Below are 21,223 nucleotides of genomic sequence, written 5' to 3'. Positions count from 1 at the left end.
AAGCCTCCCTTTACTTTGTCCTCATAAGTAAGTATATAAAATACGGTGCACCAATTACAGAAATAACAAGACCGACCGGTATTTCTGAAGTTGGTAACACACTTCTTGAAATTACGTCTGCGAATAAAAGTAAAAACGTTCCTATTAGTGCAGCTGTAGGCAGCATAATTTGATGTTTCCCACCAACAAGGCGCCTCGCTAAATGGGGAGCCATTAAACCGATAAAACCAATTCCTCCGGCAACAGCGACAGATGCACCTGCTAAACAAACTGCAATAAATAATAATTTACGTCTTTCCTTTTCTACGTTTACACCAAGACCAACTGCTGTAGAGTCGCCTAGGTTCATTACATTTAGTATGTGTGCTTTACTAATAGCTAGTGGCAAGAAAATAACCATCCATGGAAGGACACTTAGCACGAACTTCCAATCTGTGCCCCAAAGACTTCCTGCTAACCAAATCGTAGCAAAGCGGAAATCGTTAGATGTCATCTTCATAGAAAAAATTAAACTAACAGCACCAAACCCGGCTGCAACAGCGATACCCACAAGTATCAATCGAGTAGATGAAACGCCGTCTTTCCATGCTAGTAAATAAATAATAACAGCTGCTAATATCGCTCCAACTAGTGCGAAGAACGGAAGAATGAATACAGATAAAAATGTACCAGTTCCTACTTTCCCGAAGAAAAAGTAGACAAAGATAACAACTGTTAATCCCGCTCCAGCGTTAATACCGATAATACCTGGATCAGCAAGTGGATTTCGTGATAACCCTTGCAAGATCGCACCTGACATAGCTAAAGCAGATCCAACTAATATAGCAATGACCATACGCGGCATACGGAATTCAAATAAAATAACAGACTGATCTTCAGCCCCGAGTCCAACCAATGACTTTAATACGTCCATTGGCGGTATTTTAAATGTCCCTGTATTTAAACTCACTAAAAATACAGTAACGATTAATCCTACTAAAATTGTTAAAACCGAAACGTTCTTTTTTGTTAAGACACTTGTCCTCACATTTTTCCTCTCCCTTCGTTACGTGCTAAGTAGAGGAAGAATGGAACCCCAATTAGCGCTGTAATTGCTCCAATTGGCGTTTCAAACGGCGGATTAATAACGCGAGATAACATATCTGCACATTCAATTAACAGCCCGCCTAAGACCGCAGAACATGGAATAACCCATCTATAGTCTGAGCCTACAAGGAAACGAGTCATATGTGGGATGACAAGACCAACAAATCCAACCGATCCTGCCATAGAAACTGCCGAACCTGTTAACACAAGAACAAGTACTGTCCCGATAAATTTAATTAATGTCGTATTTTGACCAAGTCCAATCGCAATTTCTTCACCGAAGCTTAAAATTGTAATATACCTCGACATCATAATTGCAATGAAGAGACAAACTAGACCAATCGGTACTAACATATTAATACTTTCCCATTTCACTCCAGCAACTCCGCCTGCATTCCACATACTTACCTCTTGGGCAAGATTGAAATATAGCGCAATTCCAGATGAAATGGCCCCTAATAAAGCACTAATCGCGGCACCCGCTAAAGCTAATTTCACAGGCGTTAATCCACCTGGTGAAGAAGATCCAATTCCATATACAATGCTCGCTCCAAACGCAGCACCAATAAAAGATGCGATAACGAACATTAAATAAGGTGAATTAGGGAAGAATGCATACATAATTGCAATTCCAAACACAGCCCCATCTGTAATCCCCATTAACGATGGTGATGCAAGTGGATTTCGCGTCATACCTTGCATAATTGCTCCTGATACCGCTAAAAAGGCACCTGCTACTACGCCCCCTATTGCTCTAGGCATGCGAAGTTCTTGAATTACATTATGATGCGTAATAGAACCGTCAAACTGAAATACAGCTTGCCATACAGTCTTTAAACTAATATCTGCAGCACCAAACGAAATAGACAGTGCCATGCTTAAAGCTAACAAAATTGTACCTGCTACTAAAATAATAGAGGCAATGAGCGGCCTGCTCTTAATCTCTTTAACATTCACATCTTGCTGTTCTATACTCCTTGCGCTCGCTTCCATCCCTCAACCATCCTAACCAACAACATATGTTTAATTTAATGAAATGAAATTTATTCTCAAATAGCAATAAAAAAATTAAATGAATCGGCCCTTTTCTGATAATGATTCTCAGAATCAGACACCTTCTATTCTACCTATCGCTTCAAAAGACTGTCAACCATTATTTTGAAATACAAATTCATATAGGCCGAGACCTTAATAAATAGATAATGCCTATCTGTCATGAACTATTATCATCACCAGTTAAGCTTTCTCAGAATAGATTCTTCCTCTTATGGGCATAAAAAAAGAAGAGTAATCTGTTCACTCTTCTTTTCCTTACTTATTTAACTTTGCCTCAATTTTTACAATTAATTCGTCTTCTGTTGGCGCTGCAACTGGACGATTATTTACAAATGCGAATGATTTTTTACGGCCAGGGCCACAGTAAGACTGACATCCAACTTCAATCGTTGCACATGAATCTACTTTTTTTAGCTTTGGAATCAGCGTTTTAACGTTCGTTGCCTGACAATCATCACACACACGAAATTCGTTTCCCATTATATAACACTTCCTCTATTTTAAACTTTTCTCAAGTACATTTAAAAATAAACACTAAATGGTATTTTACCGCTCTTTGAAGCTCGTTGCAAGTTTCCTTTCGACGCTCTTTCCACATATAATGCTACATATGTATATGTTTTCCTACAGCAGCTTCCGTCATTCTTGGCAAAATTTATCCCGCTTTAATGGGCAGTAAGATCCCCACCTTAAAATTCAGCGAAAGCAAAGAAGTTAGGTAGGGGATGAAGAACCTCCCCACTGATGAAAGTTTCACTTTATACCTCTCATCGAAATCTACCATATTTTTAAAAGCTTTGTATAAAAGCTCACTTTTTTGCCCATTATAAAAATAGGAAGTTCATAAAAAGAAAGGGAGTTGAATCTATGAAAGTAAGACAAGATGCTTGGACGGATGAGGATGATTTATTACTTGCTGAAACTGTACTTCGTCACGTTCGAGAAGGAAGTACCCAATTAAATGCATTTGAAGAAGTAGGAGACAGATTAAATCGTACATCGGCTGCCTGTGGTTTCCGTTGGAATGCTGTTGTTCGCTATAGCTATGAACAAGCTCTTCAACTAGCAAAAAAACATCGTAAAGATAAAATGCGTGCTGCAAGTGGTGAACAAGCGAAAAAACGTTTACTTTATACACCACCAGCTTCAGATTCGATAACTAATTATGAAGAGTTCGTACAAGAGGAATCAATTGTACAATATAAAGAAGCTACTCCATATCAAGAAACTACCGTTCCTACTGCAAAAGGCTCTATGACAATGCAAGATGTTATTTATTTTTTACAAACAGTCGGATCTTCAAATATAAAAGTGACAGCTCTTGAAAACGAGAATACGAGATTGAAACAAGAAATTAAATCACAAATCCTTCGAAATGAAGAACTAGAAAAGAAACTGGAAAAATTAGAAAAACAATCTCATACTGTACAAGAAGATTACGAAACACTTATGAACATTATGAACCGCGCTCGTAAGTTGGCAGTCATGGATGAAGAAGAACGTTCTCAAACATCTTTCCGAATGGATCGAAATGGTAATTTAGAAAAAATTGCAGAGTAAAAAGGATGCATTACATGCATCCTTTTTGTTATTTCACTTCAACCATATGTGCTTCTTCTACTTTAGAATCCCTCTTTATATCTGGGAAAATCTTTTCCTTTGGATTCTCTTTAAAGGATGCTAAACCAATTGTTTTTACCGGTTCACTTATTTTTGCATATTCTGCATCACTAACAACTGCATACATATCTGTATATTTACGCGCATCACCAATTACTACATTGCCTTCGTACTTCATTTTCTTTCCATCAATTACTACATCTTTTTGTTCCTCTTTAGCAAATACAATTCCAGCTTCATCAGAAATGGCCGGCAATGCTTTAATAGGTTCTACATCTTCTTTCACTACTTTTTTCAGCATGTTTTCCTTTACCATCTTCTCAGCCGTTGTTTTATTCATGATTAAAACCTTTTTCTCATTAACAGTACCTAGTTTAGCTTCAAATTTATTTTGAGATTCAATTTTATCTTTATATTGATCCATTGTTTGTTGAACGCCTGTTTCATCTCCGTACATAACAACACCCGTTGCTTGTGGTGCAATCATATCCATAATAGAACAGCCACTAAATACAGCAGCTGACATAATCGCTACGATTCCTAATTTAACATTTTTCATTTGTATGCCTCCTAAAATCAATAATTACATCTCTTAGTTTAGCCATCTTAGATCATTTAACCAATTCGCTTTCCTTACAACAACCTTACAATTCAGTAAGGTTTTCTCTTAAAAACTACTTTCATTATTTTTTGCTATAATAGAGATTGTCATTTTAAAGATAAGGGGTTAGTTATATGAGCAATTCCCGTTCCATTTTATCTCAGCCAGAGTGGCGTATTGTAGATCAGTCTAGTTTAGGACCAACATTCCATGCACTTCAATCATTCGCAATGGATGATACATTATGCACAAGCATTGGAAAGGGCGAATCAGCTGCAACAATGCGCTCTTGGGTTCATCACAATACAATTGTTCTTGGCATTCAAGATTCACGCCTACCACACTTAGAAGAAGGTATTTCCTTTTTAAAAGAAAACGACTTCAATGTTATCGTTCGTAATTCTGGCGGGCTTGCAGTCGTACTTGATGAAGGTGTGTTAAACGTATCACTTTTATTCCAAGAGACGGAAAAAGGTATCGATATTGATCTTGGATACGATACAATGTGGCATTTAATTCAGGAAATGTTAAAGGATTACGATGTTACAATTGAGGCAAAAGAAATCGTTGGTTCTTACTGCCCTGGTAGCTACGATTTAAGTATTCGCGACCAAAAATTTGCTGGTATTTCACAGCGCCGTATTCGCGGTGGTGTCGCTGTCCAAATTTATCTCTGTGCTACAGGAAGTGGCTCTGAACGTGCCGCACTTGTTCGTGATTTCTACAACCTAGCCATTCAAGGAGAAGAAACACGCTTTACTTATCCTGAAATTGTACCGAGTACGATGGCTTCACTTTCAGAATTACTTGGCGAAACCATTACAGTACAAGATTTAATGATGCGCCTTTTAAAAACATTGCAGCAATTCGCTCCAAAGTTAACACCATCTCAATTAACAATAGATGAAATACCTTTATATGAGACGAATTTACAACGTATTATTGATCGTAACAATAAAGCACTTGGCTTAGAAAAATAAAGACCGTCGCTATTTTAGCGACGGTCTTTATTTCAATTCGTTATAGAATTAAAGTGCTTGAGCTGCTGTAATTAAAGCTAACTTGTACACTTCTTCTTCGTTACATCCACGAGATAGGTCGTTTACAGGCATGTTTAAACCTTGTAAGATTGGTCCTACCGCTTCGAAGTTACCTAAACGTTGAGCGATTTTGTAGCCGATATTACCAGCTTCTAAGCTTGGGAATACGAATACGTTAGCATCACCTTTAATTGTAGAACCTGGAGCTTTTTTCTCAGCTACAGATGGTACGAATGCAGCATCGAATTGGAATTCTCCATCTAGAGCTAATTCTGGAGCCATTTCTTTTGCAATGCGAGTTGCTTCTACAACTTTTTCTGTTTCTGGAGATTTCGCAGAACCTTTTGTAGAGAAGCTTAACATAGCAACGCGTGGATCAATGCCGAATAATTCAGCAGTTTTTGCACTTTCGATACCAATTTCAGCTAAATCTTGGCTATTTGGTGCAATGTTAATTGCACAATCAGCAAATACATATTTCTCTTCCTCACGTACCATAATGAATACGCCAGAAGTTTTTGTAACGCCTGGTTTTGTTTTAATGATTTGAAGTGCTGGACGAACTGTATCAGCTGTAGAGTGAGCTGCACCACTTACTAAACCGTGTGCTTTACCCATGTATACAAGCATTGTACCGAAGTAGTTTTCGTCTTTAAGGATTTTGCGAGCGTCTTCTTCAGTTGCTTTACCTTTACGGCGTTCAACGAAAGATGCTACCATTGCATCCATTTCTTCGTATGTAGCTGGATCGTAAATATCAACGCCTGCTAATGTTAAATTCATGCTAGCAGCTTTTGCGCTAATTTCTTCTTTATTACCAACTAAGATTGGTTTTACTAACTCTTCTTTTGCTAAACGCTCTGCAGCGCCTAAAATTCTTTCATCAGTTCCTTCAGGAAGTACGATAGAAATGCCTTTTCCTTGAACTTTTTCTTTTACTGTTGTAAATAAGTTGCTCACGAATAAACCCTCCTACATATGTTAAAAAACTCTATCTTTAAGAATACTTCTTTTCCTCTATATTTTAAACTTATAGCTCCCAAAAAATAGATAAAATAAAAATGATTATATTTTCATAAAATTCAGCCGTTAAATTCACCTTGCTTAAACACTTAAATGTGACAATTTTATGCGCCAAGGTTTTATATAGATGATTTTAAAACTATATATGCTATAGTTAACGTGTAAAACTATCATTAACTGAGGTGAATAGAATGAGTGAAGCAACAACAACGTTAGATGGCTGGTATTGTTTACATGATTTACGTTCTATTGATTGGGCTGCATGGAAAACATTATCTAGCGACGAACGCGGACAAGCTGTGTCTGAATTTTTAAATGTCGTTGAAAAATGGAACGACGTAGCTGCTGCAAAAAAGGGCAGTCACGCAATGTATACAGTTGTTGGCCAAAAAGCTGATATTATGCTTATGATTTTACGTCCAACAATGGAAGAGTTAAATGAAATTGAAACAGAATTGAATAAAACAACTTTAGCTGAATATATGGTTCCTGCATACTCTTACGTATCTGTTGTTGAACTAAGCAACTACCTTCCAGCTGATGAAGATCCATACCAAAATCCACAAATCTTAGCTCGCTTATATCCTGAGTTACCGAAAGCAAATCATATTTGCTTCTATCCAATGGACAAGCGTCGACAAGGTGATGACAACTGGTACATGCTTCCAATGGAGGAACGTAAGAAAATGATGTACAGTCATAGTAAAATTGGTCGCCAGTATGCAGGTAAAGTACGCCAAGTTATTTCAGGATCTGTTGGATTCGACGATTTTGAGTGGGGCGTAACATTATTCGCTGACGATGTTCTTCAATTTAAAAAGCTTATATATGAAATGCGCTTCGATGAAGTAAGTGCTCGTTATGGTGAATTCGGAACATTTTTCGTCGGAAACATTTTACCAGACGAAAAGGTAGAGAAATTTTTACACATATAAATCGTGAAAAAGGAACGAAATTCGTTCCTTTTTTTATTCCCCTCTATATTTCTCCTCAAAAAACTTCTTTTTTCCGCAAATTTGAACAAAAATCGACAAATCCTTTTAAATACCTTACAAAATTGTAACCTTTCTATATCCAAATTTATGCTAAAATGGTACGAGCTATATGCTAATAACGATGCGAAGGTGATAATGTATATGAAGAAAATCTTTTCTATTTTACTAGTGTTTCTATTGTCAATTTCTTCCTTAGGAGTAACAACATCCCATGCGGAAGAAAAAATACACATTGAGGCAGCTGCTGCACTTCTATTTGATGCAGATACAGGAAAAATACTGCATGAACAAAATCCAGATGAATTACTAGCTATCGCTAGTATGTCAAAATTAATTGTTGTTTATGCCGTGTTAGAAGCAATTAAAGAAGGAAAAATCACTTGGGATACAAAGGTAAATATTTCCGATTACGCTTATGAAGTTTCACGTAATAATGAATTCTCTAACGTGCCGTTCGAAAAAGGACGTCAATATACTGTAAGAGAACTATATCATTCTATCGTTATCTTCTCTGCAAACGGATCTAGTATTGCCTTAGCAGAACTTCTTGCAGGAAGTGAGAAAAACTTCTTAAATCTTGCAAATGAACATGCAAAAAAACTAGGGTTAAAGAAATATAAATTTGTAAACGCTACTGGTTTAAATAACGCTGACTTAAAAGGAAAACATCCTGAGGGTACTGATCCAAATGCAGAAAACTCTATGTCAGCTCGCGATATGGGTATACTTTCAAAAGCAATGATTACAAAGTATCCAGAAATGCTAGAGGATACAAAACAAAGATTTAGAAACTTCCCAGATAATCATCCGAAACCAATTCGTATGGAAAACTGGAACTGGATGTTACCAGGAGCTGCTTTCGCTTATGAAGGTGCTGATGGTTTAAAAACCGGAAGTTCTGATACAGCTGGATACGGATTTACTATTACTGCTAAACGTGGTGATGTACGTCTTATTTCGGTTATTATTAAAACAAAATCAATGGACGAGCGCTTCACAGAATCTCGTGAGTTAATCGAATACGGGTTTAATAACTTCGAAAAACAAAAACTAAAGGTCGATAAAAACAATACACTCTCTGTAGTACAAGGGAAAGAGGATCAAGTAACTGTTGCACCGGAAAAAGAAATAACCGTAATTGCAAAAAAAGGTAGCAAAGACCCTTATAAAATTGGAACTGAAGTAGATAAATCTCTTGCTGAAGATGGTCATTTAATTGCTCCTATTAAGAAAGATGCAAAAGTAGGATCGATTACTTTAGAATCAACCGATAAATATGGTTTCTTAGACGGTAGTAAAAGTATGAAAGTTACTGCAAAAACGACAGAAGAAGTTGAAAAAGCAAATTGGTTTGTATTAACAATGCGCTCTATCGGTGATTTCTTCTCAAACTTATGGTCTAAAGTTTTTTAATAAAAAAGCTGGCTCACGCTAGCTTTTTTTATTTTCCACTCTCCATGTAAAACTTTGTTTGGTTGTCATATCTGAGTCCTTTTTCTCATACGTATGAACTAGTAATTGTTACACACTTCATCTAGACATAAACCTCTTTCCACAAGGTATTCCAAAAAGAGAGGTGACACATAATGGGCGTTATCGCGTATAACGAAGAAGATGTAAAGTTATTAGCTAGACTGATGCGTGCTGAAGCTGAAGGTGAAGGACAACAGGGGATGTTAATGGTCGGAAACGTTGGAGTAAATCGTGTCCGTGGGAATTGTTTAGACTTTAAAAATATTCGTAATTTACGTCAAATGGTGTATCAAAATCCTGGTGGTTTTGAGGCAACTCAAAAAGGTTATTTTTATCAACGTGCAAGGGAACAAGATATCGCATTAGCAAGGCGAACGATTCAAGGACAACGTTTTTGGCCTGCAAATTTTGCCTTATGGTTTTTTAGGCCTGAGGGTGCATGTCCACCAACTTGGTATAATCAGCAAAACTCTGGTCGCTTCAAAAAGCACTGCTTCTTCCAGCCAAATGCTGGGGATTGCCCTAGCATATATTAAGGAATGAAAACAAGGAGGGATTTTTGAATGGCACAGCAACAAAATCCGTATTACGGAACAGGTTTCTATCAACCATCTGGAACTTACGTACAACCGCAACAAATGACCCCACAACAACAGCAACAGCAGCAAGCAATGCAACAACAAGCTGCGCAAGCTCAATATGCTGTTTCTCAAGGCATGTTACCTCTAGAACAGTCATATATTGAAAATATTCTTCGCTTGAACAAGGGCAAGCAAGCCACAGTTGTAATGACTTATGAGCGTGGTAGTTCACTCGGTACACAATCCTATACGGGTATTATCGAAGCGGCTGGTCGTGATCACATCGTAATTAGTGAGCCACAATCAGGGAAACGTTATTTATTATTAATGATTTACTTAGATTATGTAGAATTCCCAGAAGAAATTACGTATTTGCCTAGTCAACAAGCAACTTATGCTCCAAGACCATAAAAAAAGCTGGCGTATGCCAGCTTTTGTTTTTTATAATCCTTTTACAACTGCAGTTCCAACTAAGATCCATGCCACAATAAACGCTACACCACCAAGAGGTGTAATTGGACCAAAGAACTTAATACCTGTTGTACTTAATGCATACAGACTACCCGAGAACATAATGATCCCAGCTACCATAAGCCAACCAGCAGTAGTTAAGAGTGATGATTGAATTTTATCCATCAATAAAGCAACTACAAATAGTCCACCTGCATGAAACATTTGATATGTAACACCTGTTTTCCAAACCTCTAACATTTTTGCAGAAACTTTATTTTCTAAACCGTGTGCTCCGAAAGCCCCTAACGCAACAGATAGCCCCGCTGCAATACAACCTAGTAAAAAGAAAATTTTCATCTTAATTCCCCTTTTTTACTTTTATCATAAGCAATTTTTTCATATAAGCCAAACGATTTATCCTCTAAAAATCAAATAAAGAATTACCGTTTGCATCACTTTCTTTTATATATACTGGCTCATTAGAAACCGGTGCAATTGGTTGCATCGTGATTGGTTGTGATCCAATTATTTGTGATTGAACTTGTGGCTCTCTATACGTAGAAGATTCAACTTGCTCATCTAATAATAAATCACATAAAGCACGCACAACTAATACATGTTCTTTTGATTTTTGTCCTTCACTACTTTTTGCATTTGCAATTTCATTCGCCATTTTATTTAAAATCTTATCGCTTGATATTTGCATCCCTTATCACCTCGTACTTTGTAGTTCTTTCTCAAATTGTCCCAGCTTCTCTACTGAACCAAATACTATTATCATATCATGTTCTTGCAACTTTTCCTGCCCCGTTGGATTATGTATAACATTCCCATTTCTCAAAATCGCTAAAATTGTTACATCAAATTGATTTCTAACATCACTCTCTAATAACGATTTATTAGCTAAAATAGAGCCCTTACCTACTGCAATTTCTTCAATTACAAATGACTGCTCCACGCCATACAGTACTGTATCAATATAATGAACTGTTAACGGATTCGCAATACCTTTTGCAATATGAATCCCTGCCATACTAGATGGATTAATCACCTTATTTGCACCAGCCCTCTTTAATTTGTCCTCGGTTTCTGGTTTTTCTGCTCTTGCCACAATTTTAATTGCATCGTTTAATCCTCTTGCAGTTAACGTAATAAATACATTTTCAGCGTCATTTGCTACGATAGCAACTAAACCAGCTGCCTTTGAAATCCCAGCATGTTGTAACACTTTGTCTTCTGTTGCATCTCCATGTACATATAAAAGTTTTTCCTTCTCTAATATGCTTTCATCTTTATCCACGACGACAAATGGGATCTTCTTTTCTTGCAATTCATGTACAACTTGTAACCCTACTCTACCGCAACCACATACGATAATATGATTTTGTAACTGTGCTATTTGTTTATCCATCTTCTTCCTCCGTACTGCATGAAATAAATTCCCTTCAATAATCATAGCTGCCACTACACCAATTGCATACGTAACAATACCGACTCCAACCGGTATGATAAGGAGCGCAAAAACTTTTCCTGCATGTGTTACAGGAATGGCGTCTCCGTATCCCACCGTTAATACGGTAATCATCGTCATCCAAAATGCTTGAAATAAGCTAATCTCTTCAATTGTCATAAATCCTAATGTTCCTAGAATTACAACAAAAGTCATACATATAACTGCTATCCATAATTGCTTACGTGCATTCATATCATGTTTCAACTCTTTTCTCTATCTACAATCTTTGCCAGTGGAAATGAAATACATATATACTAGATACGGAATCTATGAAAGAGGTTGATATAATGAAAACATTTCTTTCCGCCTTACAATGGGCACTATTTATTTTAGCTGGGAGTCTTATTGTACCAATTAGCGTCGCAACTAGTTATGGTCTTGATGGCGCTGAAGCTATCGCATTCGTACAAAGAACATTATTTGTTCTAGGCTTTGCTGGTCTCTTACAAGCTATATTTGGGCATAAACTTCCTATTCAAGAAGGTCCTGCTGGCCTTTGGTGGGGAATTTTCTCCCTATATGCAAGTTTAGGTGTCGTATTATTTGGATCAAACAATGAGACACTTAAAGTTCTTCAATATGCTTTCTTATTAAGCGGTATCATTTGTATTATTCTTAGCGTTTTTGGACTTATTGATAAACTCGTTCGCTATTTTACACCGACAGTCATTGGAACGTACTTATTTCTTCTTGTTGCACAACTTAGTGGTTCCTTCTTAAAAGGAATGTTCGGCCTGGATGGAAAACATACAGAAGTACAACCTAACGTATTTATTCTTTCACTCATTGTTATTTTACTATCCTTTTTCATCATGAAGCTACCTATTATCGGACAATATTCTGTTCTTTTCAGTATCGTTTGCGGCTGGATATTATTCGCATGCTTTGGATTATCCAATCCAATAACACCAGTGACAGACATAATCCGTTTTCCATCCTTATTTGTTTTCGGAATGCCTCGTGTTGAATGGAACATGGTAATTACGGTAATTTTCGTTACACTCTTACTTCTAACAAATATGTTAGCAAGTATTCGCGTTGTACAAAAGGTTGTCTCTAAATATGAAGAAAATGCTGCATCAGATCGTTTTAAACAGGCCGGTATTATAACAGGAATCAATCAATTACTAGGCGGCCTGTTTTCGGCTATCGGACCTGTCGCTATTTCTGGATCAGCAGGTTTTATTGCAACGACTAATATTTATAAACGCCTCCCATTTATATTAGGGTCAAGCTTTATTATTGTCGTTAGTATATTCCCAAAGATCACTTCATTCTTTGCGGCAATCCCAGTTGCAGTTGGTTATGCTGCCATTTATCCTGTATTTGCAAGCATGATCGGTCTCGCCTTTCGAGAATACGAAACAGTACAGGATAAAGAACGATTATTTAAAGTAGCAGGTCTGTCAATCTTCACAGGAATTGGGGTTATGTTCGTTCCAGCAGGAGCATATTCCACGCTTCCACCATTTCTAGCTTCATTCCTAAGTAATGGTCTCGTTCTTGGGGCTGTAATGGCAATCTTACTAGAAATACTATTTTCTCGTTCGACAATAAAACAAGTATCGTAAATTGGAAAACTTCCATTATTGCACTCTACCTTTAGAGTTGTTACGATAAAATAAACATTTAATCATTGGGGTTTTCTCCATCCCCAATGATTATTAATTAATATGATGAGAAAAACACTCATAAAAATGAATCTACTTCTTTTTAAAGAGGTTCGATGTCTTACTATTATTTCTTACATCTCCATGAACATATATTTGATTTAAATAAAGAAGGGAATTTTCAATATGACTTATAAAATGATTGTTTTAGATTTAGATGATACTTTATTACGTGACGACCATACTATTTCACCTCGTACGAAAGAAGCTCTAATGACTGCACAAGAACAAGGTGTAAAAGTTGTACTTGCTTCCGGACGTCCAACGTTTGGTATGCGCAATGTAGCGAAAGAACTTCGTTTAGAAGAATACGGCAGTTTCATTCTATCTTTTAATGGTGCAAAAATTATTAACTGTAAAACAAACGAAGAAATCTTTAGTAGTACGCTTTCTCCTGAAATCGTTCACAACTTATTTGAAATTAGTAAAACTGAAGATGTATGGATTCATACTTATATTGGCGATGATATCGTAACAGAAGAAAATAATCCTTACACTGAAATTGAGGGCGATATTACTGGGATGCCTATCGTTGTAGTAGATGACTTTAAAGCTGCTGTTAAAGAGCCTGTAGTAAAAGTATTAATGAATAAAGAAGCTGAACGCCTTGTTGAAGTAGAAAAGAAATTACAAAAACAACTAGAAGGACAATTAAGCGTTATGCGTTCTAAACCATTCTTCTTAGAATTTACTGAAGCCGGTGTTACAAAAGGAACGAGCTTAAACCAATTAATCCAAAAACTTGGCATTAAGCGCGAAGAAGTTATCGCAATGGGCGATAGCTATAACGATCAAGCGATGATTGAATTCGCCGGTCTTGGTGTCGCAATGGGCAATGCACCTGATGATATTAAGGAAATTGCAAATTATGTAACAGATACAAATATGAACGATGGTGTAGCAAAGGTTATAGAGAAGTTCGTACTAAAAAAAGAAGCACTTGTTTAATATTTCCACTCATAAAACCTATTTGAAGTCAAACACTTCAAATAGGTTTTTATTTAAATTACCATGCTTTTGTGACTATATTTTGAACTTTACACTATTCTCGTAGTGTAAACTTTCTTTTTGTATATAATGAAACAAAATAGACTATTTTATTTAAAAAAAGAATACAAATTTACTATAAACAAGCATACGTTAAGGGAGGCTATTTTACATGTTATCTACACCAATCGGACGATTAAGAGCAATTGGACTTATTGAGGGGATTTCTTTTCTACTACTATTATTTGTAGCAATGCCATTAAAATATTTCGCAGGATTTGCAACAGCTGTTAAAATTACAGGCATGGCTCACGGTGTTTTATTTATTTTATTTATCTTCGCAGTAATTCAAGTAACAATCGTACACCGTAAATCAATTTTATGGGCACTTGGGGCATTCGTTTCATCAGTTATCCCATTTGGCACGTTTGTACTAGATGCAAAATTAAAGAACGAGCAACAATAATGAAAAGGTAGTTAACGACTGTTAACTACCTTTTCTATTTATAAATTTGGAATTTCCCAATCAATTTCTCTCTCGCCCATATTAGCTAAAATCGTATTTACTTTAGAGTATGGCTTACTCCCAAAGAAACCTCGTCTTGCTGATAGTGGGCTTGGATGTACAGATTCGATAATATGATGATTTGAATTTGTAATTAACTTCTTCTTCGCCTGTGCATGGCGTCCCCACAATATGAAAATAACTGGCTTTTCACGTTCATTTAATAGCTCAATTACGCGATCTGTGAAATGCTCCCATCCTTTTCCCTTATGAGAATTTGCTTCACCTTGTCGAACTGTTAATACAGTATTTAATAATAAAACGCCTTGCTCTGCCCACTTTACTAAATAACCGTTATTTGGAATATCATACCCATATTCATCTCGAAGTTCTTTATACATATTTAACAACGATGGTGGCGTTTTAATACCGGGTTGCACAGAAAAGCTTAAACCATGCGCTTGATTCGGTCCATGATATGGATCTTGTCCTAAAATAACGACCTTTGTATTTTCATAACTTGTATACTCTAGAGCGTTAAAAATATCTTCTTTCTTTGGGTAAACAACATGTGTACTGTACTCTTCTTTCAAAAAATCAGCTAGCTTACGATAATATTCTTTCTCAAATTCTGGTGCCAATAGCGGCTCCCAATCATTCTTTAAAACATTTTCCATACTGTCACTTCCTGTCTAATTAATTCACCATATCCTGTTTTGTAAATACTACGAACGAAATAATAAGGGAAACAACTGCCCAAACCGTTAAATTCATTAAAGAAAACTCCATCGATAAACCTTGTAATGCAGGTAGTTTTCCTGATAGATAATCTGTTAATGATAAATTCACACTAAAAATATATTTCGCACCTTCCCAAGATGTTGCGAACGAGCTTAAAATACCGCCTGCAATTAATGCAGCTAGCATAACGCCCATACCAGCTGGTGTATTACGAATTAAAACAGAGACCATAAATGATATAGTTCCGACAACGATAGCAACAAACCAAGCTAATCCATACGCCATCAAGATATATTGCCATTGCGGAATAAGATGTACAAAATTCGTATTTAACGTTTCCTTATCAATAACAAATCCAGTTAACACAGGTAAATTCCATCCCGAGTATCCAAATACAAGCCCTGATAATATGTATGCAAACACACCTACAAGGAGCAGTATGAGCGAAATGAAAAATAACATCGTTACGTATTTACTAAGGAGTATTTTCCAGCGCCTAATCGGCCGCGTAAGTAACATCTTCATCGTTCCATCACTTCGTTCTCCTGAAACAATATCAATGGCGACAATCATTACGAGAAGTGGAATAAATAATGTAATTCCTTGCTCAATAAACGCCCTCACAAAAGTTGGTGCGCCCGGTGCCATCGGGTTAATATCATGATCTAAATAATATTGTTGCTGCTCAACTCTTACCTTTAACCAATCACGCCATTCTTCTGGCAACCTAGAATTGTTCAACCGGTTCTGGGAATCAACAATTTGCTGTTGCAATGAAACCTTCCAATCAGTTGTACCGAGTCTTTTTTGTGTCGTTTCTATTTCACGATACTGCGCATATACAAAAAGCGGGATCAAGATTGCTAAAATAAGCATAACAACAAAAATACGCTTCTTACGATAAATCTTCTCCGATTCGTTTAAAACTAGATTCGCAAATTCACGCATGCTGCTCACCCCTTGTGAGTTCAATAAATAAATCTTCTAGCGTAAATACAAGTTCCTTAACACTATGTACATCTATCCCGTTTTCTACAAAATGTTTATTCCAATTACTTATAGATGCGATATTCATGCGGCATAGTAATCGATCACCTTCTATACTCACTTCTCTTACTTCCTCAGCATCTTCTAGCATATCTTTTGCCTTCCCAATCGGCGTAACAATCCATTCTACGCGATCACTTGCTGTTTTAATTAACTCTTCAACCTTGGCAACTGTTATCATCTTTCCTTTATGAATAATAGCAACGCGATCGCATATCATTTGCACTTCACTTAGCAAATGACTTGAAATAAACACGCTCATATTTTCTTCTTTTACAAGCTTATGTATAAATTCCCTAAGTTCTCTAATCCCTGCTGGATCTAAACCATTCGTTGGCTCATCTAATATGAGCAATTTTGGATTCCCAAGGAGCGCCTGCGCAATTCCAAGCCGTTGTTTCATACCAAGTGAGTACGTTTTTACCTTGTCATGAATTCTTTCATCTAAATGAACCATTTCAGCAATTTCAATAATACGTTCATCTGATATATCACCTAACATACGAGCAAATTGCTTTAAATTTTCCCATCCCGTTAAATATGTATACAACTCTGGGTTTTCAACGATACTCCCAATTTGACGCATCGCTTCTCTAAAATTTTCCTTAATCGAATAACCACCGATAGAAATCGTACCTTCTGTCGCCTTAATTAATCCGACTAACATTCGAATGGTAGTCGTCTTTCCAGCACCATTTGGTCCTAAGAACCCGAACACTTCTCCTTGCTTTACATCAAAGGAAATATTCTCTACAAGAGTCTTCTTTCCAATTACCTTCTTCAAGTCTCGTACGGAAAGTATCGTCGTCATTTTACCCCTCCTTGTTCTAGTTTTAATTTACTTACAACATTTTGAACTAAACGTTCTGCCATATACGTATAACCTACTTCGTTCGGATGAAAATGATCAGAGTATAATAAATCTTTCCCACGATTTTGGAATAAATCAAATGTCGGTGTAATATACACATTTTTATTATTTATCGCTAACTTTTCTAAAGATGCATTCCAGTCTACAACAATGTTTGAAGACCCCTTTAAATCTTCTACATCTTCAAAAGGATTGTATAAGCCAAGCCAAAAAATCGGACTATCTGTATTTAATTTACGAATTTCTTCTATAATTTTCTTCGCTTCATTTTGGAATGTTTCTGTATCAGGACGATATGTTTCTAAATCTATCTTTCCAAGCGATTCCCAGCCTGGAAATAAATCATTTCCTCCAATCGTTAAAACGATTACATCTGCTTGTTTAATTGAATATTGAGCGCCATTACTTTCAATTTGTTTTAATAAATCGGGCATTTTTGCACCACTAACTGCTAAATTTGTTAATGCAATTTTTTGCTTATAATCTTTTTGTAAATCCTCTTTCATTCGCCCCACATAGCCAATTCCTTCTTTATCACCAACGCCACGCGTTAATGAATCACCTAAACTGACGATTTGTAACGTTCCTGTTTTCTTTTTCTCTTTTGCCACTACATCGGTCTTTTTAATTAAATTTGAAGCTTTCGGATTTAATACATCATTTACACCTGAAACAAAGCCATATGCAAATAAACAGAAAGATGCAATTGTAATGAGTAGAATTACTTTTACTACTTTTGATCTCATATCAAAACCCCTTTTAGCCCTCATAGATTGTCCATAATTATACCAAACGCAATTTTGAAAAGCGATTTTCATACCTTATCTATTATGTTGTTTCCCTTTGTACGAATTCTGGCAATAACTCTACGTGCTTTACATCTATTTGCTCATCATTAATCTTTTCATATAATAATTCAAATGCCTTCACGCCAACATTTTTACTAGAATATGAAATCGTCGTAATGCCTAAAATGTCTGCTACATCTTGATCATCACAACCGATAATCGTAACATCTTCTGGAATACGAATTCTTTGTTTTTTCGCCTCCGTTACCATTCCCGCTGCAATATGGTTACAAGATACAAGAAACGCAGTTGGCTTTACTGACATAGAGGCCCACTCCCTAATTACATTACGCCCATCTTCCACCGTAAAACAGCCTTCAAACTTCCAAGTTCCTATCGGTTTTTCAGCAATCTGTTGAAGTGAATCCGCATATGCTTGTTTTCTTCTCTGGCTATTAATGCTATTACTTCTTCCAATGCAATATCCAATACGTGTATGACCAGCATCTATTAAGCTTTTCATCCCTTGTGAAAACACTTTATAGTAATCAACATGGACACTTGAAATGCATTTTGAATCTATTTCTTCACACATAACAATTGGACCAAATTTCGTATATTCTTCAAGCTTCTCCTTACTATTTGCCCGAGAACAAATAATAACCCCATCAAGCTTTTTCATTTTTAACATATTTAAAATTTCTAGTTCTCTTTCTTCACTATAATTCGTCTGGCAAAGCATCATATTATAATTATTCTTTGCTGTTTCCTTTGATATTCCCTCAATAATGGCACTATAATATTGATCATTAACGTGCGGTAATAAAACGCCAATTACATTCGTTTTTCCTTTCACTAAATGAATTGCATTCACATTTTGCGTATAGTTTAATTCTTCTATAATTGCTAAAATTTCTTTTCGCTTCTGTTCATTCACATATGGATGATTATTTAGTACACGTGAAACAGTTGAAACAGATACCCCAGCAAGTTCAGCAATCTTTCTTATATTCGTCATCTCATTTTCCCCTTCCCTGCAAAAATTCTCCCTTGACCTGGTAAGCTTTCCACAATATATCCTTTCCTAGCAAATACATTTTGAAAGGATATACAACTATGCTTCGATTCAAATTAGAATATATATTTTTCATTGGTGGTCTACTCATTCTCGCCATCGGTATTAATATGATGACGACCATTACTTCCTTTGGACTTAGCCCTTATGATTCCTTCTTTATTGCACTATATCAAAATTTCGGGATAAGTATCGGTTTTTGGATTTTCATGATTAATTTTGCCTTTACCCTTATCGTCCTCTTTTGGAATAAAAGACAAATTACAATCGGTACAATCGTAACAATGGTTCTTATCTCTCTTTTTGTTGATTGGATTGGTTCCATTACAACTATTATGGACGCTGTCCGTTCTCTTCCAAAATATATAACACTTATTTGCGGAAATCTATTCGTTGGAGCCGGAATTGGTCTTTATGTCTCTACAAACCTTTGTGCAGCACCGCAAGAAGCTTTCGTTTTAACAGTTGCTGAGAAAAAGAAATGGACATTTAGAAGAACAGAAATTTCGTTAGCGTTTTTATTTTTAACATTAAGCTTTTTATTAGATGGACCTATCTATTTTGGAACAATCATCTTATCTTTTACAACAGGCTGGATTATCCAAGCATTTATTCAAGTTGGTACAAAGATTTTAAATAGAAAAAAACCTATTAAGCAAGCCGCTTAATAGGTTTTTTCTTAGAGGAGATACTACTTTGCATCCCCTTCAATTCGATAGTTTGCTTTCAAACAATCTATTTCTTCATACCCTTGCAACGTATGTAGAATATAATCATAATCAGCAAGAGAAGCACGATGCGTTACAATTACAATTTCAGCTTTTCCTTTCTCTTCAAGTGGCATTTGAATAATTTTTTCAAAGCTAACGCCACGCTCAGAGAATAACGAAGTAATTTTTGCAAATACACCAATTTCATCTTTCACATGAAGTCTTAAAAATTTCTTCACAACAATTTCGTCTGGCTCTTTTAATACTTTTTGATATTGTGGGACTACAGCACTATTTCCTGTTACCCCTAATCTAATATTTTGCATTACAGCTACTAAATCGGAAACAACAGCTGTTGCTGTCGGTAAACTTCCTGCACCTGGTCCATAAAACATCGTTTCTCCAACTGCTTCACCATACACATATACAGCGTTATATTCATTTTGCACGGCCGCAAGAGGATGTGTATTTGGAAGTAAAGTCGGTTCAACTGTAACCTCTAATTTTTCACCATCTCGCTTCGCAAGACCGATTAGTTTAATCGTGTAACCTAAACTCTTACTGTATTCGATATCTTCCTCTGTAATAGAAGTAATCCCTTTTACCTTCACATCTCCAAGCTCTACATTTGTAGAGAAACCAAGGGTAGCCAAAATTGTCATTTTTCTTGCTGCATCTAAACCTTCTACATCTGATGTTGGATCCGCTTCTGCAAATCCAAGTTGCTGGGCTTCTTTTAACACGTCGTTATATGCTCTCCCTTCATCTGACATTTTCGTCAAAATAAAATTTGTCGTTCCATTTACAATTCCCATTACTTTCGTAATAAGATCTGAAGAAAGTCCCTCTACAATACTTCGTAAAATCGGAATCCCTCCAGCTACACTTGCTTCATAAAACAAATCTGCTTTATTATCTTTTGCTACCGCTAAGAGTTCCGCCCCATGTAACGCCATTAAATCTTTATTGGCAGTCACAACATGCTTCCCGCTTTGTAAAGCTTGCAAAATATATGCTTTTGCATCATCAATGCCACCCATTACTTCGATGACAACGTCGATATTTGGATTGTCTAAAATTTCATGTGCATCTTGTGTTAATAGAGTAGAAGGTACCTCTACTTCTCTCTCTTTTTCAATATTTTGTACTAGTACTTTCGTTACTTTTACAGGACAACCTACTTGGTGTATAAGTCGCTCTTGGTGATCTGTAATGATACGAACTACTCCGCTACCAACTGTCCCAAGACCTAATAAGCCAACTTGAATTTCTTTCATAATACTGTCCACCCCTCAAAAATTGTGTTTAGATGAAATTATATGAATAAAAAATCTGAAAAACAATGTTTTTTGAACATTCGGAAAAATATAGATTAATCTTTACAAAGA

At 36.2% G+C, this 21,223-nt stretch carries 24 protein-coding genes; 10 read left to right on the top strand and 14 right to left on the bottom strand.

Translation table 11 applies throughout. The features are described from left to right. Positions 1 to 10: 10 nt before the first annotated feature. The 3 genes from QCI47_RS00565 to QCI47_RS00555 all read right to left on the bottom strand — a co-directional run bounded on the left by QCI47_RS00565 (position 11) and on the right by QCI47_RS00555 (position 2,622). Complete coding sequence (locus QCI47_RS00565) at positions 11 to 1,027, bottom strand: FecCD family ABC transporter permease (RefSeq protein ID WP_001260776.1); 1,017 nt, start codon at positions 1,025 to 1,027, stop codon at positions 11 to 13. Then, complete coding sequence (locus QCI47_RS00560; RefSeq protein ID WP_000388276.1) at positions 1,024 to 2,079, bottom strand: FecCD family ABC transporter permease; 1,056 nt, start codon at positions 2,077 to 2,079, stop codon at positions 1,024 to 1,026. The genes QCI47_RS00565 and QCI47_RS00560 overlap by 4 nt, the downstream gene beginning before the upstream one ends. A gap of 318 nt (positions 2,080 to 2,397) precedes the next feature. Beyond that, positions 2,398 to 2,622, bottom strand: coding sequence for a YuzB family protein (locus tag QCI47_RS00555; RefSeq protein WP_000526077.1), 225 nt, complete (start codon positions 2,620 to 2,622; stop codon positions 2,398 to 2,400). A gap of 387 nt (positions 2,623 to 3,009) precedes the next feature. Here QCI47_RS00555 and QCI47_RS00550 point away from each other — a divergent pair, with 387 nt between their 5' ends. Beyond that, complete coding sequence (locus QCI47_RS00550; RefSeq protein WP_000868375.1) at positions 3,010 to 3,702, top strand: RsfA family transcriptional regulator; 693 nt, start codon at positions 3,010 to 3,012, stop codon at positions 3,700 to 3,702. 28 nt (positions 3,703 to 3,730) lie between these two features. On the opposite strand, the gene QCI47_RS00545 is transcribed toward QCI47_RS00550, so the two are convergent. Further along, a complete protein-coding gene (locus tag QCI47_RS00545) occupies positions 3,731 to 4,321 on the bottom strand; it encodes a lipoprotein BA_5634 family protein (RefSeq protein ID WP_000800129.1) in 591 nt (196 codons plus the stop codon). A 176-nt stretch (positions 4,322 to 4,497) separates the two neighbouring features. On the opposite strand from QCI47_RS00545, the gene lipL reads away from it, so the two are divergent. Beyond that, entirely contained in the window at positions 4,498 to 5,343 is an 846-nt protein-coding gene (gene lipL, locus QCI47_RS00540; RefSeq protein ID WP_000071927.1) for an octanoyl-[GcvH]:protein N-octanoyltransferase, read from the top strand. Between the two features lie 48 nt (positions 5,344 to 5,391). Here lipL and pta read toward each other — a convergent pair whose 3' ends face one another. Beyond that, positions 5,392 to 6,363 carry a phosphate acetyltransferase gene (gene pta / locus QCI47_RS00535; protein ID WP_000067214.1) on the bottom strand — a complete coding sequence of 324 codons (972 nt, stop codon included), beginning with the start codon at positions 6,361 to 6,363 and terminating at the stop codon, positions 5,392 to 5,394. A gap of 254 nt (positions 6,364 to 6,617) precedes the next feature. Here pta and hemQ point away from each other — a divergent pair, with 254 nt between their 5' ends. The 4 genes from hemQ to gerQ all read left to right on the top strand — a co-directional run bounded on the left by hemQ (position 6,618) and on the right by gerQ (position 9,886). Then, entirely contained in the window at positions 6,618 to 7,361 is a 744-nt protein-coding gene (gene hemQ, locus QCI47_RS00530; RefSeq protein WP_001287585.1) for a hydrogen peroxide-dependent heme synthase, read from the top strand. Positions 7,362 to 7,556: 195 nt separating this feature from the next. Then, positions 7,557 to 8,834 (top strand): serine hydrolase, encoded by a 1,278-nt coding sequence (locus QCI47_RS00525; RefSeq protein WP_001998707.1) that lies wholly within the window; start codon positions 7,557 to 7,559, stop codon positions 8,832 to 8,834. Positions 8,835 to 9,007: 173 nt separating this feature from the next. Further along, positions 9,008 to 9,430, top strand: coding sequence for a cell wall hydrolase CwlJ (gene cwlJ / locus QCI47_RS00520; protein ID WP_000538165.1), 423 nt, complete (start codon positions 9,008 to 9,010; stop codon positions 9,428 to 9,430). A 27-nt stretch (positions 9,431 to 9,457) separates the two neighbouring features. Continuing rightward, entirely contained in the window at positions 9,458 to 9,886 is a 429-nt protein-coding gene (gene gerQ, locus QCI47_RS00515; protein ID WP_000068648.1) for a spore coat protein GerQ, read from the top strand. 30 nt (positions 9,887 to 9,916) lie between these two features. Here the strand turns inward: gerQ and QCI47_RS00510 are convergent, their stop codons facing one another. The 3 genes from QCI47_RS00510 to QCI47_RS00500 all read right to left on the bottom strand — a co-directional run bounded on the left by QCI47_RS00510 (position 9,917) and on the right by QCI47_RS00500 (position 11,633). Next, the gene (locus tag QCI47_RS00510; protein WP_000688322.1) at positions 9,917 to 10,285 is read right to left on the bottom strand and encodes a DUF423 domain-containing protein; all 369 of its coding nucleotides are present in this window, start codon (positions 10,283 to 10,285) and stop codon (positions 9,917 to 9,919) included. Between the two features lie 64 nt (positions 10,286 to 10,349). Continuing rightward, complete coding sequence (locus QCI47_RS00505; protein ID WP_163072274.1) at positions 10,350 to 10,634, bottom strand: YwdI family protein; 285 nt, start codon at positions 10,632 to 10,634, stop codon at positions 10,350 to 10,352. 6 nt (positions 10,635 to 10,640) lie between these two features. After that, a complete protein-coding gene (locus tag QCI47_RS00500; protein WP_000993997.1) occupies positions 10,641 to 11,633 on the bottom strand; it encodes a potassium channel family protein in 993 nt (330 codons plus the stop codon). Positions 11,634 to 11,728: 95 nt separating this feature from the next. Between QCI47_RS00500 and QCI47_RS00495 the strand changes: the two genes are divergently transcribed. From QCI47_RS00495 to QCI47_RS00485, 3 genes are all read left to right on the top strand, one after another. Next, positions 11,729 to 13,012, top strand: a complete 1,284-nt coding sequence (locus tag QCI47_RS00495; RefSeq protein WP_000847023.1) for a purine/pyrimidine permease — start codon at positions 11,729 to 11,731, stop codon at positions 13,010 to 13,012. A 225-nt stretch (positions 13,013 to 13,237) separates the two neighbouring features. Continuing rightward, positions 13,238 to 14,059 (top strand): Cof-type HAD-IIB family hydrolase, encoded by an 822-nt coding sequence (locus QCI47_RS00490; RefSeq protein WP_353811668.1) that lies wholly within the window; start codon positions 13,238 to 13,240, stop codon positions 14,057 to 14,059. A 211-nt stretch (positions 14,060 to 14,270) separates the two neighbouring features. After that, the gene (locus QCI47_RS00485) at positions 14,271 to 14,564 is read left to right on the top strand and encodes a DUF3817 domain-containing protein (protein ID WP_000953390.1); all 294 of its coding nucleotides are present in this window, start codon (positions 14,271 to 14,273) and stop codon (positions 14,562 to 14,564) included. A 38-nt stretch (positions 14,565 to 14,602) separates the two neighbouring features. Here QCI47_RS00485 and QCI47_RS00480 read toward each other — a convergent pair whose 3' ends face one another. The 5 genes from QCI47_RS00480 to QCI47_RS00460 are packed head-to-tail and all read right to left on the bottom strand — an operon-like array spanning position 14,603 to position 19,068. After that, positions 14,603 to 15,280, bottom strand: coding sequence for a uracil-DNA glycosylase (locus tag QCI47_RS00480; protein WP_071742884.1), 678 nt, complete (start codon positions 15,278 to 15,280; stop codon positions 14,603 to 14,605). A gap of 19 nt (positions 15,281 to 15,299) precedes the next feature. After that, positions 15,300 to 16,292, bottom strand: coding sequence for an ABC transporter permease subunit (locus QCI47_RS00475; RefSeq protein WP_001206492.1), 993 nt, complete (start codon positions 16,290 to 16,292; stop codon positions 15,300 to 15,302). Beyond that, complete coding sequence (locus QCI47_RS00470; protein ID WP_000207715.1) at positions 16,285 to 17,202, bottom strand: ABC transporter ATP-binding protein; 918 nt, start codon at positions 17,200 to 17,202, stop codon at positions 16,285 to 16,287. Before QCI47_RS00470 ends, QCI47_RS00475 begins: the two co-directional genes overlap by 8 nt. Next, positions 17,199 to 18,080: an SGNH/GDSL hydrolase family protein gene (locus QCI47_RS00465; protein ID WP_116777263.1), complete on the bottom strand. Its 882-nt coding sequence runs from the start codon at positions 18,078 to 18,080 to the stop codon at positions 17,199 to 17,201. The genes QCI47_RS00470 and QCI47_RS00465 overlap by 4 nt, the downstream gene beginning before the upstream one ends. A gap of 10 nt (positions 18,081 to 18,090) precedes the next feature. Further along, positions 18,091 to 19,068 (bottom strand): LacI family DNA-binding transcriptional regulator, encoded by a 978-nt coding sequence (locus QCI47_RS00460; RefSeq protein ID WP_071742886.1) that lies wholly within the window; start codon positions 19,066 to 19,068, stop codon positions 18,091 to 18,093. A gap of 98 nt (positions 19,069 to 19,166) precedes the next feature. Here QCI47_RS00460 and QCI47_RS00455 point away from each other — a divergent pair, with 98 nt between their 5' ends. Beyond that, positions 19,167 to 19,793 (top strand): YczE/YyaS/YitT family protein, encoded by a 627-nt coding sequence (locus tag QCI47_RS00455; protein WP_000943413.1) that lies wholly within the window; start codon positions 19,167 to 19,169, stop codon positions 19,791 to 19,793. Positions 19,794 to 19,816: 23 nt separating this feature from the next. On the opposite strand, the gene QCI47_RS00450 is transcribed toward QCI47_RS00455, so the two are convergent. Next, positions 19,817 to 21,112: a homoserine dehydrogenase gene (locus QCI47_RS00450; protein ID WP_000659098.1), complete on the bottom strand. Its 1,296-nt coding sequence runs from the start codon at positions 21,110 to 21,112 to the stop codon at positions 19,817 to 19,819. Positions 21,113 to 21,223: the final 111 nt, after the last annotated feature.

Origin of the sequence: Bacillus cereus group sp. RP29, from assembly GCF_040459765.1 — a bacterium.
In the GTDB taxonomy this organism is placed as follows: domain Bacteria; phylum Bacillota; class Bacilli; order Bacillales; family Bacillaceae_G; genus Bacillus_A; species Bacillus_A paranthracis.
Note: the sequence above shows the minus strand (reverse complement) of the source record. Positions and strands in the feature narration are given on the sequence as shown.

Coding starts and splice junctions, on each gene's coding strand:
- hemQ (WP_001287585.1), top strand. CDS start 6,618: ATGAGTGAAGCAACAACAACGTTAGATGGCTGGTATTGTTTACATGAT.
- QCI47_RS00485 (WP_000953390.1), top strand. CDS start 14,271: ATGTTATCTACACCAATCGGACGATTAAGAGCAATTGGACTTATTGAG.
- QCI47_RS00460 (WP_071742886.1), bottom strand. CDS start 19,068: ATGACGAATATAAGAAAGATTGCTGAACTTGCTGGGGTATCTGTTTCA.
- QCI47_RS00490 (WP_353811668.1), top strand. CDS start 13,238: ATGACTTATAAAATGATTGTTTTAGATTTAGATGATACTTTATTACGT.
- QCI47_RS00525 (WP_001998707.1), top strand. CDS start 7,557: ATGTATATGAAGAAAATCTTTTCTATTTTACTAGTGTTTCTATTGTCA.
- QCI47_RS00510 (WP_000688322.1), bottom strand. CDS start 10,285: ATGAAAATTTTCTTTTTACTAGGTTGTATTGCAGCGGGGCTATCTGTT.
- QCI47_RS00555 (WP_000526077.1), bottom strand. CDS start 2,622: ATGGGAAACGAATTTCGTGTGTGTGATGATTGTCAGGCAACGAACGTT.
- QCI47_RS00475 (WP_001206492.1), bottom strand. CDS start 16,292: ATGCGTGAATTTGCGAATCTAGTTTTAAACGAATCGGAGAAGATTTAT.
- QCI47_RS00455 (WP_000943413.1), top strand. CDS start 19,167: ATGCTTCGATTCAAATTAGAATATATATTTTTCATTGGTGGTCTACTC.
- gerQ (WP_000068648.1), top strand. CDS start 9,458: ATGGCACAGCAACAAAATCCGTATTACGGAACAGGTTTCTATCAACCA.
- QCI47_RS00470 (WP_000207715.1), bottom strand. CDS start 17,202: ATGACGACGATACTTTCCGTACGAGACTTGAAGAAGGTAATTGGAAAG.
- QCI47_RS00560 (WP_000388276.1), bottom strand. CDS start 2,079: ATGGAAGCGAGCGCAAGGAGTATAGAACAGCAAGATGTGAATGTTAAA.
- QCI47_RS00465 (WP_116777263.1), bottom strand. CDS start 18,080: ATGAAAATCGCTTTTCAAAATTGCGTTTGGTATAATTATGGACAATCT.
- QCI47_RS00545 (WP_000800129.1), bottom strand. CDS start 4,321: ATGAAAAATGTTAAATTAGGAATCGTAGCGATTATGTCAGCTGCTGTA.
- lipL (WP_000071927.1), top strand. CDS start 4,498: ATGAGCAATTCCCGTTCCATTTTATCTCAGCCAGAGTGGCGTATTGTA.
- QCI47_RS00480 (WP_071742884.1), bottom strand. CDS start 15,280: ATGGAAAATGTTTTAAAGAATGATTGGGAGCCGCTATTGGCACCAGAA.
- QCI47_RS00505 (WP_163072274.1), bottom strand. CDS start 10,634: ATGCAAATATCAAGCGATAAGATTTTAAATAAAATGGCGAATGAAATT.
- QCI47_RS00550 (WP_000868375.1), top strand. CDS start 3,010: ATGAAAGTAAGACAAGATGCTTGGACGGATGAGGATGATTTATTACTT.
- cwlJ (WP_000538165.1), top strand. CDS start 9,008: ATGGGCGTTATCGCGTATAACGAAGAAGATGTAAAGTTATTAGCTAGA.
- QCI47_RS00500 (WP_000993997.1), bottom strand. CDS start 11,633: ATGAATGCACGTAAGCAATTATGGATAGCAGTTATATGTATGACTTTT.
- QCI47_RS00450 (WP_000659098.1), bottom strand. CDS start 21,112: ATGAAAGAAATTCAAGTTGGCTTATTAGGTCTTGGGACAGTTGGTAGC.
- QCI47_RS00495 (WP_000847023.1), top strand. CDS start 11,729: ATGAAAACATTTCTTTCCGCCTTACAATGGGCACTATTTATTTTAGCT.